13 protein-coding genes are annotated in these 10935 nt (G+C 71.4%); 8 read left to right on the top strand and 5 right to left on the bottom strand.

All coding sequences use genetic code 11. From position 1 onward, the window contains the following. Positions 1–120 precede the first annotated feature (120 nt). From AC2CHE_RS15740 to AC2CHE_RS15730, 3 genes are all read left to right on the top strand, one after another. Positions 121–300: a DUF6104 family protein gene (locus tag AC2CHE_RS15740; protein WP_484505628.1), complete on the top strand. Its 180-nt coding sequence runs from the start codon at positions 121–123 to the stop codon at positions 298–300. Between the two features lie 77 nt (positions 301–377). Next, complete coding sequence (gene pta / locus AC2CHE_RS15735) at positions 378–2462, top strand: phosphate acetyltransferase (RefSeq protein ID WP_484505627.1); 2085 nt, start codon at positions 378–380, stop codon at positions 2460–2462. After that, positions 2459–3577, top strand: a complete 1119-nt coding sequence (locus AC2CHE_RS15730; RefSeq protein ID WP_484505626.1) for an acetate/propionate family kinase — start codon at positions 2459–2461, stop codon at positions 3575–3577. Before pta ends, AC2CHE_RS15730 begins: the two co-directional genes overlap by 4 nt. 11 nt (positions 3578–3588) lie before the next feature. Here the strand turns inward: AC2CHE_RS15730 and AC2CHE_RS15725 are convergent, their stop codons facing one another. Continuing rightward, entirely contained in the window at positions 3589–3756 is a 168-nt protein-coding gene (locus tag AC2CHE_RS15725; RefSeq protein WP_484505625.1) for a hypothetical protein, read from the bottom strand. 84 nt (positions 3757–3840) lie between these two features. Between AC2CHE_RS15725 and AC2CHE_RS15720 the strand changes: the two genes are divergently transcribed. Continuing rightward, positions 3841–4824, top strand: coding sequence for an alpha/beta hydrolase family protein (locus AC2CHE_RS15720; protein WP_484505624.1), 984 nt, complete (start codon positions 3841–3843; stop codon positions 4822–4824). A gap of 115 nt (positions 4825–4939) precedes the next feature. Here the strand turns inward: AC2CHE_RS15720 and AC2CHE_RS15715 are convergent, their stop codons facing one another. The 3 genes from AC2CHE_RS15715 to AC2CHE_RS15705 all read right to left on the bottom strand — a co-directional run bounded on the left by AC2CHE_RS15715 (position 4940) and on the right by AC2CHE_RS15705 (position 7682). Continuing rightward, on the bottom strand, positions 4940–5902 hold the full coding sequence (locus AC2CHE_RS15715) for a zinc-binding dehydrogenase (protein WP_484505623.1): 963 nt from the start codon (positions 5900–5902) through the stop codon (positions 4940–4942). A 74-nt stretch (positions 5903–5976) separates the two neighbouring features. Further along, complete coding sequence (locus AC2CHE_RS15710) at positions 5977–7155, bottom strand: NAD(P)-dependent malic enzyme (RefSeq protein WP_484505622.1); 1179 nt, start codon at positions 7153–7155, stop codon at positions 5977–5979. Positions 7156–7289: 134 nt separating this feature from the next. After that, positions 7290–7682 carry a S24/S26 family peptidase gene (locus AC2CHE_RS15705; RefSeq protein ID WP_484505621.1) on the bottom strand — a complete coding sequence of 131 codons (393 nt, stop codon included), beginning with the start codon at positions 7680–7682 and terminating at the stop codon, positions 7290–7292. Between the two features lie 25 nt (positions 7683–7707). On the opposite strand from AC2CHE_RS15705, the gene sodN reads away from it, so the two are divergent. Together sodN and AC2CHE_RS15695 are read left to right on the top strand one after the other, a co-directional pair. Then, the gene (gene sodN, locus AC2CHE_RS15700; RefSeq protein WP_093405250.1) at positions 7708–8112 is read left to right on the top strand and encodes a superoxide dismutase, Ni; all 405 of its coding nucleotides are present in this window, start codon (positions 7708–7710) and stop codon (positions 8110–8112) included. Between the two features lie 168 nt (positions 8113–8280). Next, the gene (locus tag AC2CHE_RS15695) at positions 8281–8688 is read left to right on the top strand and encodes an ATP-binding protein (protein ID WP_484505620.1); all 408 of its coding nucleotides are present in this window, start codon (positions 8281–8283) and stop codon (positions 8686–8688) included. Positions 8689–8706: 18 nt separating this feature from the next. On the opposite strand, the gene AC2CHE_RS15690 is transcribed toward AC2CHE_RS15695, so the two are convergent. After that, positions 8707–9141, bottom strand: a complete 435-nt coding sequence (locus tag AC2CHE_RS15690; RefSeq protein ID WP_484505619.1) for a hypothetical protein — start codon at positions 9139–9141, stop codon at positions 8707–8709. On the opposite strand from AC2CHE_RS15690, the gene AC2CHE_RS15685 reads away from it, so the two are divergent. Then, positions 9140–10084 carry a diacylglycerol/lipid kinase family protein gene (locus AC2CHE_RS15685; RefSeq protein ID WP_484505618.1) on the top strand — a complete coding sequence of 315 codons (945 nt, stop codon included), beginning with the start codon at positions 9140–9142 and terminating at the stop codon, positions 10082–10084. The genes AC2CHE_RS15690 and AC2CHE_RS15685 overlap by 2 nt on opposite strands. 444 nt (positions 10085–10528) lie before the next feature. Beyond that, positions 10529–10786 (top strand): WhiB family transcriptional regulator, encoded by a 258-nt coding sequence (locus AC2CHE_RS15680; protein ID WP_007072794.1) that lies wholly within the window; start codon positions 10529–10531, stop codon positions 10784–10786. Positions 10787–10935 lie beyond the last annotated feature (149 nt).

The following is a 10935-nucleotide window of genomic DNA, read 5'->3' as shown; positions in this document are numbered from 1 at the left end:
CGCCCCACCCCCGCCCGCCCCACCCCCCCCCGCCCCCCCCCCCCCCCCGCCCCGCCCCCGCGGCCGCCGCCCCGGGACCGGACGGCTTCACCGGGCTCCGGTGAGGAAGCGAGCAGACCCATGTACTTCACCGACCGGGGCATTGAGGAACTGGTCGAGCGGCGCGGCGACGAGCAGGTCAGCCTGGAGTGGCTGGGCGCGCGGCTGCGCGACTTCGTCGACCTGAACCCGGAGTTCGAGACCCCGATCGAACGGCTCGCCACCTGGCTGGCCCGACTCGACGACGAAGACGACGACTGATCGCCGCGCCAGCACCCCCGAGTGGTCTGGGTGGGCGAGTCCGAGGACACACGTGGACACGACCCTGATCTTGTAGCGTGGGTGCCGTGGCCAAGAGCGTTTACCTAACCAGTGTCGGCTCGGGCGGGGGGAAGTCGACAATCGCCCTCGGCCTCGCCGAGTTGCTGTCCCGGCAGGTCGGCGGGATCGGCGTGTTCCGTCCACTAGTCGCGCAGGATCACCCCGACCCGATCCTGACCCTGCTCAGCGAGCGTTACCGGGTGGGCCTACCGGTGGCGGACCTGAACGGCACCACGTACGCCGAGGCCACCGCCCTGGTCGCCGACGGTCGCCGGGAGGAACTGATCTCCCGGATCGTCGAGCGTTACCGGGAGGTGGAGCGGCGGTTCGCGGCCATGGTCGTGGTGGGCAGTGACTTCGCCGCCGCCGGTGACACCGCCGGCCCACGCGAGCTGGCCTTCAACGCCCGGCTGGCCACGGAGTTCGGCAGCGTCGTGGTGCCGGTGGTCGACGGCTACGGGCAGCGGCCGTCGGCGATCGCCGCCGCCGCCCGAGGCGCCTACCACGACCTCGCGGACCTCGGCGCGACCGTGCTCGCGGTGCTGGCCAACCGGGTTCCGGAGGCGATGTCGCTGCCCCGGCTACCGGTCCCCGCGTACGCCATCCCGGAGGTACCGAGCGTCTCCGCACCGACGGTGGCGGAGGTGGCGGGCGCGTTGGGCGCCACGCTGCTGGCCGGCGACGAGACCGCGCTCGCCCGCGACGTGCTCGACTACGTCGTCGGTGCGGCGCACGTGCCGACCCTGCTGGAACACCTCACCGAGGGCGCGCTGCTGATCATGCCCGGTGATCGGGACGATCTGCTGGTGGCGGCGAGCGCCGCGCACGTGGCCGGGCAGGTGTCGCTGGCCGGGTTGGTGCTCACTCTCGGGGTGCCGCCCGACCCCCGGGCGATGCGTCTGGTGGAGGCACTGAACGCCCGGCTCGCGGTGCTCTCGGTGACCAGCGACAGCTACCACACGGTGGCCGCGTCGAGCCGGATCGAAGGTCGGCCCAGCGCCGGGAACCCCCGCAAGGTGGAGGCCGCGCTCGGCGCCTTCGAGGCACATGTCGACACCGTCGAGCTGGCCGGCCGGCTCCGGGTCAGCCGGTCCGCGCGGGTCACCCCGTTGATGTTCGAGTACGACCTGATCGACCGGGCCCGGGCCAGACGGCGGCACCTGGTGCTGCCGGAGGGGACCGAGGAGCGGATTCTGCGCGCCGCCGAGATCCTGCTGCGCCGGGGAGTCGCCGACCTGACCCTGCTGGGCCGGTCGGAGGAGGTCGCCCGGCGTGCCCGGGAGCTGGGGTTGGACATCGGCGAGGCCCGGGTGGTGGACCCGGCGAGCAGCCCGTGGCGCGACGAGTTCGCCGAGGCGTACGCGAAGCTGCGCGCCCACCGGGGAGTCACCGCCGAGCTGGCGCACGACATCGTCGCCCAGCCGAACTACTTCGGCACCATGATGGTGTGGGCGGGCCACGCCGACGGCATGGTCTCCGGCGCCACGCACACCACGGCGGCGACCATCCGGCCGGCCTTCGAGATCGTCAGGAACATGCCGGAGGTCTCCGTCGCGTCCAGCGTCTTCTTCATGCTGCTCGCCGACCGGGTGCTGGTCTACGGCGACTGCGCGGTCAACCGCGACCCGGACGCCGCCCAGCTCGCCGACATCGCCATCTCCTCGGCGGACACGGCGGCCCGGTTCGGCATCGAGCCCCGGGTGGCGATGCTGTCGTACTCGACCGGGAGTTCGGGCGCGGGCGAGGACGTGGAGAAGGTCGCGGCGGCCACCGAGTTGGTCCGGCAACGCCGACCCGAACTGGCCGTCGAGGGTCCGATCCAGTACGACGCGGCCATCGACCCGGCCGTCGCCGCCACCAAGCTGCCCGGCAGCGCGGTCGCCGGCCGGGCGACGGTCTTCATCTTTCCCGACCTGAACACCGGCAACAACACGTACAAGGCGGTGCAGCGCTCGGCGGGGGCGGTGGCCGTCGGGCCGGTCATGCAGGGCCTACGCCGGCCGGTCAACGATCTCTCCAGGGGGGCCACCGTGCCGGACATCGTCAACACCGTGGCGATCACCGCCATCCAGGCCGCCGCGCTCGCCGAGGTGCAGCCGTGAGCAAGGTGCTGGTGCTCAACAGCGGCTCATCGTCGATCAAGTACCGGCTGTACGACGGCGACCGCGTGCTGGACAAGGGCACCGTGGAGCGGATCGGTGAGCCTGGCGGTGGGCCGAGCGACCACACCGGCGCGATCCGGCAGATCCTGGACGGGCTGGACCTGACCGGCCTCGCCGCGGTGGGGCACCGGGTGGTGCACGGTGGCCAGCGGTTCACCGCACCGACGCTTGTCGACGCCGAGGTGCTGGCCGCCATCACCGACCTGGTGCCGCTGGCGCCTCTGCACAACCCGGCGAACCTCGCCGGCATCGAGGTGGCCCGCCAGGCCCTGCCCGAGGTGCCGCAGGTAGCCGTCTTCGACACCGCGTTCCATCACACGCTGCCCGACTCCGCCGCCACCTACGCGATCGACCGCGAGGTCGCCCAGCGGTACGACATTCGGCGGTACGGCTTCCACGGCACCTCCCACGCGTACGTCTCCCGGCGCACGGCGGAGCTGCTGGACCGCCCGTACGAGGAGATCAACACGATCACGCTGCACCTGGGCAACGGCGCCAGCGCCTGTGCGGTGGCCGGCGGACGAAGCGTCGCCACCTCGATGGGCATGTCGCCGTTGGAGGGACTGGTGATGGGCACCCGCAGTGGCGACCTCGATCCGACGATCGTGTTCCACCTGCGCCGCGAGGGTGGCCTGGGCGTCGACGAGATCGACGACCTGCTTAACCACCGCAGCGGCCTGCTCGGGCTGAGCGGGGTCAACGACATGCGCGAGCTGCTCGCCCAGCGGGCGGCCGGCGACGCTGCCGCAGCGCTCGCCTTCGACGTCTACTGTCGCCGGATAACCGGCTACGTGGGGGCGTACTACGCGCTGCTCACCCGGGTGGACGCGGTCACCTTCACCGCCGGCGTCGGCGAGCACGCGGCGCCGGTACGCGCGGCGGCGCTGGCCGGACTGGACCGGCTCGGCATCACGGTCGACCCGGACCGCAACGCGGGCAGCGGCGACCGGCTCATCTCACCGGACGGGGCGGAGGTCGCCGTCTGCGTCATCGGTACCGACGAGGAGCGGGAGATCGCCCGCGCCGCCCGGGCCGTGGTCGGGGGCGGCAGCTGACGACGGTCCGGTCAGCCGAAGGCGAGCCAGGTGGCGAGGGCGAGCAGCACCGCGGCGACGACGGCCGCCCCGATGATCAGACCGGTTTTTGACGCCGCCTCCGCCGGGACGGCCTCCGGGTTGGCGAAGGCGCGGAACGCCTCGGTGTTGCCGCTCGGGTCGGTGTACTTCTCAGCCATGCCGGGAACCTTAGCGAAACCTGTCCAGCCGGCGTGCCCGGTGCGCCCGTACGCGCCGGGCACGGTGCGGGCACAATCGGAGTCATGTCGCGTCGTGCCGCCTCCGCTCTGGCAGCCACCGCTCTGCTCGCCAGCACCCTGGCAGGCTGCTCCACCAACCGCGAGCCCACCGAGCGGGCGGATGCCCCCGCCCCGCAGGCCACCGCCTCCGTCGCGCCGACGGTTTCCCCGGCGGTGCCCGCCGGCAGCGCCCCGGAGGGCACCTTCGCGCTCGGCGTACGGCAGCTGAAGCTGAACCGCGACGGTGACCGACCGCTGCCGTTGACCGTCTGGTTCCCGGCGGCCGGCCGGCCCGGTGGGCAGCCGGCCAGGGGTGTCGCCGCTGCGGACGGGAAGTTCCCAGTGATCATGTTCAGCCACGGCCTGGGCGGCCGTCCCGACGACTACGAGTCGCTGCTGACCCGGTGGGCCTCGGCCGGTTTCGTGGTGGCCGCGCCGACCTTCCCCAAGACCTCCCGTGGTGGCGGCGAGAACAACGTGCTCGACGTGCTCAATCAGCCAGCTGACGTTTCGTACGCGCTGACCCGATTGCTCGCCCTCGACGCCCGGGACGGTGATCCGCTACGCGGGCGGCTGGCCACCGACCGGGTGGCCGCCGCCGGCCACTCCGCAGGTGCGGTGACCACCATCGGGCTGTTCACCGCCGGCCGCGACGAGCGGCTGGCCGCCGGAGTCGTCTTCGCCGGCACGGCCCTCGGCGTGGGCAGCGCGTTCGCCGGTGCCGCCGCGCCGCAGTTGTTCGTGCACGGCCAGGCCGACGAGGTGGTGCAGTACACCGCCGGCAAGGCCGTGTACGACAAGGTGCCGTGGCCGAAGGCGATGCTGAGCCTGCCCGACGGCGACCACGGCCGGGCCCTGCTGCGCGACGGGGGGGCCGCGCTGCGGGTGGTCGCCGACACCACGACCGAGTTCCTGCGTTGGACGCTCTACGGCGACGCCGACGCGAAGGAGCGCATTCCCGCCGCCGCCTCCCGCGACGACGTCGCCATCCTCGACGACAACCTCTAACCCACGCGCACCACCGGATCGAGGCCGCGACATCAGGGATGTCGCGGCCTCAGCACCCCCGCGCGGCCGGCAACATCAGGGGACGGTGTGCGGATCTTGTTGGGCCGGGGATGACTCAGGCGGTGTGGTCGACGACCACCTTGCCGAAGACGTCACCCGAGTGCAGCCGGGCGAACGCGTCGCCGACGCGGCTGAACGGCACCACGCTGTCGATCACCGGACGCACCCCCCGATCGGCGCAGAACGTCAGCAGGGCGGCCAGTTCGTCCGGCGTGCCCATCGAGGTGCCCAGGATCTCCAGCTGCATGGCGAAGACCCGGCGCAGGTTGACAGTCGGCTCGTGGCCGGCGGTCGCGCCGGAAACCACGATCCGGGCGCCCAGGGCGGCCGACTTCAGCGAGTGGTCGAAGGTGGCCGCACCGACCGTCTCGATCACCAGGTCGACCCGCTCGGGCAGCCGCGCGCCCGGCTCCACGGCGGTCGCGCCCAGCTCGGCGATGCGCTCGCGCTTGGCGGCGTCGCGGCTGGTCGCGTACACCCGCTTGCCCAGCGCGGCGGCCAGCGCGACGGCCGCGGTGGCCACGCCGCCCCCGGCGCCCTGGACCAGGACCGCGTCGGCGTCGGCGACCCGGCCCTTGGTGGTGAGCATCCGCCAGGCCGTCAGCCAGGCCGTCGGCAGGCACGCGGCGTCGGTCGCCGCCAGCCCCGCCGGCAGCGGCAGCAGATTCGATCGGGGTACGGCCACCCGCTCCGCCAGCGTCCCGGGGAAGTGCTCGGAGAGGATGGACATCCCGCGCGGGTCGCCAGGTGTCGGTACGACGGGGTATACGACCACCTCGTTGCCGTCCGGGTCCACCCCGGCCGCGTCGCAGCCGAGGGTCATCGGCAACTGCTCGGCGCGCAGCCCGACACCGCGGAGCGACCACAGGTCGTGGTGGTTGAGCGAACTGGCCGTGACGCGCACCGTCACCCAATCGTCGTCGGGCAGGCTCGGCTCGGGCTGATCACCGACGGTGAGCGCGGCGAGCGGGTCGGCATCGTCGAAACGGGAGGCGAAGGCGGCACGCATGATCCGCACCGTAACAAGCTGAGCGCGCGTTAAGAAGGGCCCTGCCCACGTGTGACGCGTGGACAGGGCCCCTTCTTGACGGCTCAGGCGCGGGCCACTCCGTCCCGGCGGGCCGCCTCGGCGACCGCGTCGGCCACCGCCGGCGCCACCCGTGGGTCGAGCGGAGAGGGCACGATGGCCTCGGATGTGAGCGTCTCGGCCACCACGGAGGCGATCGCGTCGGCCGCGGCGACCTTCATGGCGTCGGTGATCCGGCTGGCTCGGGCATCGAGCGCACCCCGGAACACGCCCGGGAAGGCCAACACGTTGTTGATCTGGTTCGGGTAGTCACTGCGGCCGGTGGCGACCACCGCGACGTGTCGGGCGGCCACCTCCGGGTCCACCTCCGGGGTGGGGTTGGCCAGCGCGAACACGATGCCACCCGGGGCCATGCCGGCGACCGCCCGTTCGGGGATCCGACCGCCGGAGACCCCGATCAGCACGTCGGCGTCGCGCAGCGCCTCAGCGATGTCGCCCTGCCGGCCGTCGGCGTTGGTCAGCTCGGCGAGTTCGGCCTTCGTCCCGGTGAGGCCGGCGCGCTGCCGGCAGATGACGCCCCGGGAGTCGCAGACCACCACTCGCTCCGGGTCCACGCCGCCGGCCACCAGCATCCTGGTCACCGCCACGCCGGCCGCTCCCGCACCGCTGACGGCCACCCGCAGGTCGCCGAGCTTGCGATTGAGCAGCGTCGCCGCATTGCGCAACGCGGCCAGTACGACGATCGCGGTGCCGTGCTGGTCGTCGTGGAAGACGGGGATGTCCAACGCCTCGTCGAGCCGCCGCTCCACCTCGAAGCACCGCGGGGCGCTGATGTCCTCCAGGTTGATGCCGCCGAACGACGGCGCGAGCGCGGTGACCACCGCGACGATCTCGTCGACGTCCTGGGTGGCCAGGCAGACCGGTACCGCGTCGACTCCGCCGAACTGCTTGAACAGCACGGCCTTGCCCTCCATCACCGGCAGCGCGGCACTCGGGCCGATGTTCCCGAGACCGAGTACGGCCGAGCCGTCGGTGACGACCGCGACGGCGCGCGAGGCCCAGGTGTAGTCGTGGGCGAGGGACGGTTCGGCGGCGATCGCCTCGCAGATCCGGGCTACACCCGGGGTGTACGCGAGAGAGAGATCGTCCCGGCTGGTCAGCGGCACGGTCGAGACGACGGCCATCTTGCCGCCCCGGTGCAGTTGGAAGACGGGATCAGCAGGGTCCACGGTGGACGAAGACATGGTGACTCCAGAAAGATCGAGCAACTGGGCCGGCCGGTCGGACGCACGGTGAGGCGAGCGAGCGGCGGCGGTGCGGGGGGTCACCCGGGCACTTCCGAGCATAGTCACGCCCGGGGCCCGGTATGTGAGCAGGTTCATAACGGTCGCGGCGGCACCCGGCCGGGCCGGGGCCAGTACCGGGCAACCACCCGACCCTGCACGTCCGCCACGCCGTAGCTGCGGGAGTCGTCGGTGACCAGCCCGTTGTCCCCGGACAGCCACCAGCCGCCGTCGACGGGGTGGATCGCCCGTTTGACCACCAGCAGGTCCGGTCGAGTGCGGAAGACCGCGATCACCACGTCGCCGGGACGGGTTGCCCGGCCGCCCCGCCGCACCAGCACCGCGTCGCCGTGACGCAGCGTGGGCGCCATGGAGGGCCCGGTCACCAGCACGGCCGACAGCGGCCAGCGCAGCCGAGTGGTGGGCACGGGTTTCACCTCCAGCCCCCTCGGGGACCATCGTCCAGGAGTAATGTCGTCATGGATCATCGCAAACTTCCCATGGAGGATCCCGATGCGACTTCCACGCATCCTTGCGCCCCGCGTGAGCGCCAGCGCCCACTGCGACCTGCCCTGCGGCGTCTACGACCCCGCGCAGGCCCGCATCGAGGCCGAGTCGGTGAAAATGATCTGCGAGAAGTACCAGGCCAACACCGACCCGGAGTTCCGCACCCGGGCCATCCTGATCAAGGAGCAGCGGGCCGAACTGGTCAAGCACCACCTCTGGGTGCTGTGGACCGACTACTTCAAGCCCCCGCACTTCGAGAAGTACCCGCACCTGCACCAGCTGTTCAACGAGGCCACCAAGCTGGCCGGCGCCGCGGGCGCCAAGGGTGCCACGGACCCGACCAAGGCGGACGAGCTGCTTCAGAAGATCGACGAGATCTCCAAGATCTTCTGGGAGACCAAGCAGGCGTGAAGGCGCCCGCGTACCGCACCTGAAGCTGGTTCATCACGTCGGCGGTCGGGTTCCCGTCCGGGCGATCCCGTCCGGTGCGGCTCACCCGCGCCGCCAAGGCGCCGCACTGACCGTCATCAACCGCGTGGCGGCCCGAGCGGGTAGAGTCCCCGACCGGGGGGATGAGTGGTGACTCAACTGACCGGCCAGCCAACGACCGATGACGACATCGTGCACCTCACCGTGCCCGCGGACGGCGGATACCTGAGCGTGCTCCGCACCGCCACCGCCGGCCTCGCGGCCCGTCTCCAGTTCGCCCTGGACGAGATCGAGGATCTGCGCATCGCGGTCGACGAGGCGTGCGCGATGCTGCTCGCCATCACCGCCGCAGATGCCGAACTGGACTGCCGCTTCTCGGTCACCGAGGACGCACTGACCGTCGAGGTGACCGTGCCGACGATGCCCGGCGCCCGACTACCCGCGGAGTCGTCGTTCGCCTGGAAGGTGCTCACCGCGCTGACCACCTCGGCGGGGGCTCGAGCGAGCGACGGCCGGGCGACCATCTCGCTGCTCACCCGACGCGCCTCCGGCTGGTGACCGGCCGCCCGGATCAGGTCACTCGAAGCCCAGAGCACGGGTGGTCGGCGGGCTCACCAGCAACCAGGTGACCCCGACGCCGAGCGCGACCAGTGGCACACCGAGCCAGCCGAGCCCACCCTGGATCATGAACCACCCGATCGGCAGCAGCATGAGCTGAAGCACGATGGCCGGCGCGCGGGCACCGGCCCGCCGTCGGAGCAGGGCGCTGCCCAGCGCCCAGAGGGCGACCGCGGCACCGATGGCGAAGGCCGTCACCAGCAGCGCCGACGTCAGGTGAGTGGTGGCGGCGGTCAGATCCGCGAAGATCAGCCAGGCGGCGACCAGCCCGACTGCGACCGCCTGACCGCGCAGCAGCCGGACCGCCCAACGGAGCGTGACGGGGGTCGGGTCGGAGTCGATGGTCACGCGGGTCACGATACCGGTGACGGCTCGGAGTACAGTGCCGCCCATGCGGGCCGTCCTGCTGGTCAATCCGAAGGCCACCACTACCAGTGAGCGCGCGCGCGACGTGCTCGTCCGAGCGCTGCGCAGTGAGGTCGACCTCTCCGTGCGCTACACCCGCCAACGCGGCCACGCCACCACGCTGGCCCGGGAGGCCGCCGAGGAGGGTGTCGACGCGGTGGTCACCCTCGGTGGCGACGGCACGGTGAACGAGGTGGTCAACGGGCTGATGACAGCGACCACCGCAGGTGGCGCCGGACCGACGGCCGACCGGCTGCCGGCCCTGGCCACCGTGCCGGGCGGCTCGACGAACGTCTTCGCCCGGGCGCTCGGCCTGCCCCGGGAATGGCCGGAGGGCGCCAGCATGATCTTGGAAGGGCTGCGGCTGGGCCGACGCCGCACCATCGGCCTCGGCCGGGCCGACGACCGCTACTTCACCTTCTGCGCCGGCTTCGGGCTCGACGCGTCGGTGATCCACCGCGTCGAGGAGGCTCGCCGACGGGGCCGGGTCTCCTCCCCCTCGCTCTACTTCCGAGCGTTCACCGCACAGCTCCTGCTGGGCAACGAGCGACGACACCCGGCGATCCAGCTGGAGCGACCGGGCGAGGCGGCCGAGGGCGAGCTGGCCACGATCATCGTGCAGAACACCGCCCCGTGGACGTACGTCGGAGACCGGGAGGTCAACCCGAATCCGGCCGCATCGTTCGATCTGGGGCTCGACGTGCTGGCCCTGCGCCAGCTCGGCGTCGCCAGCACGACACGCACCGTGACGCAATTCTTCTCTCCGGCACCCGATCCTCACGGTCGCCAGGTGCTGCAGCTGCACGACGTTGCCGAGTTCTCGCTGGTCGCGAGCCGTCCGCAGGCTTTTCAGCTCGACGGCGACTATCTTGGCGAGCGGGAAAAAGTCAGATTCACCAGCGCTCCCGCCGCACTCAGAGTAATCTGTTAGGCCTCCGGTCCCGCCGGGGTGAGGCAGTCGGCGACATCCCCTGCGCGACGGCTGCGACACCCGGGACGGATGCCGGAAATGTCAGCAATTTCCGGCGGACTGTACTATATTGATCCTCGACTGTGACACGACGGGTACCCGGAGAGATCCGGAACCCGGACAAATGGGTTGTGGGCTTGCTCACCGTCCGGAGTTTTTCCGAGCGCCACCCTTGACATCGCGTGAGTTCGTGAAAGTATTCACAAGCAAACTTGAGTTACCGGGACATTGCCTGGACATGCTCGGCGAGTGGAGCTTTTCCAGCAGCCCCCGGGGGCCAACAGCCTGCTCACGCACTGCCGAAATGGCGGACGCGAACCGTCACCTTCGGCAATGCGGATGCATATAGGAAAAGCACCAACAAGCAACATCTGCCACCCATCCAGAATGAGGAGTGTTGCCGCCATGGACTGGCGTCACCATGCTGTCTGCCGCGACGAGGACCCGGAGCTGTTCTTCCCGATCGGGACGTCCGGTCCGGCTCTCCTGCAGGTCGAGCAGGCCAAGGCCGTCTGCCGGCGCTGCTCCGTGACCGACCAGTGCCTGCAGTGGGCGCTGGAATCCGGTCAGGACGCTGGCGTCTGGGGCGGAATGAGCGAGGAGGAGCGGCGCGCCGTCAAGCGTCGCGGCGGCCTCCGGGTGCTGCGCGCTCACTCCGCCTGACCACCACACACACGTACGAAGCATAACGCCCCGGCCGGCTCAGCCCGCCGGGGCGTTATGCCGTCCTCTCCTGAACCACCGTTCATGGCCGCCGAATCGTCACTGATAAGCGCAGCAATTGGGTCGTGACCCGACTGACGTCCCGCTCC

It is taken from the genome of Micromonospora sp. ATLC16, assembly GCF_057196645.1.
Note: the sequence above shows the minus strand (reverse complement) of the source record. Positions and strands in the feature narration are given on the sequence as shown.

Coding starts and splice junctions, on each gene's coding strand:
- AC2CHE_RS15685 (WP_484505618.1), top strand. CDS start 9,140: ATGCGGGCCGTCCTGCTGGTCAATCCGAAGGCCACCACTACCAGTGAG.
- AC2CHE_RS15710 (WP_484505622.1), bottom strand. CDS start 7,155: ATGTCTTCGTCCACCGTGGACCCTGCTGATCCCGTCTTCCAACTGCAC.
- sodN (WP_093405250.1), top strand. CDS start 7,708: ATGCGACTTCCACGCATCCTTGCGCCCCGCGTGAGCGCCAGCGCCCAC.
- AC2CHE_RS15725 (WP_484505625.1), bottom strand. CDS start 3,756: ATGGCTGAGAAGTACACCGACCCGAGCGGCAACACCGAGGCGTTCCGC.
- AC2CHE_RS15705 (WP_484505621.1), bottom strand. CDS start 7,682: ATGATCCATGACGACATTACTCCTGGACGATGGTCCCCGAGGGGGCTG.
- AC2CHE_RS15720 (WP_484505624.1), top strand. CDS start 3,841: ATGTCGCGTCGTGCCGCCTCCGCTCTGGCAGCCACCGCTCTGCTCGCC.
- AC2CHE_RS15680 (WP_007072794.1), top strand. CDS start 10,529: ATGGACTGGCGTCACCATGCTGTCTGCCGCGACGAGGACCCGGAGCTG.
- AC2CHE_RS15740 (WP_484505628.1), top strand. CDS start 121: ATGTACTTCACCGACCGGGGCATTGAGGAACTGGTCGAGCGGCGCGGC.
- AC2CHE_RS15690 (WP_484505619.1), bottom strand. CDS start 9,141: ATGGGCGGCACTGTACTCCGAGCCGTCACCGGTATCGTGACCCGCGTG.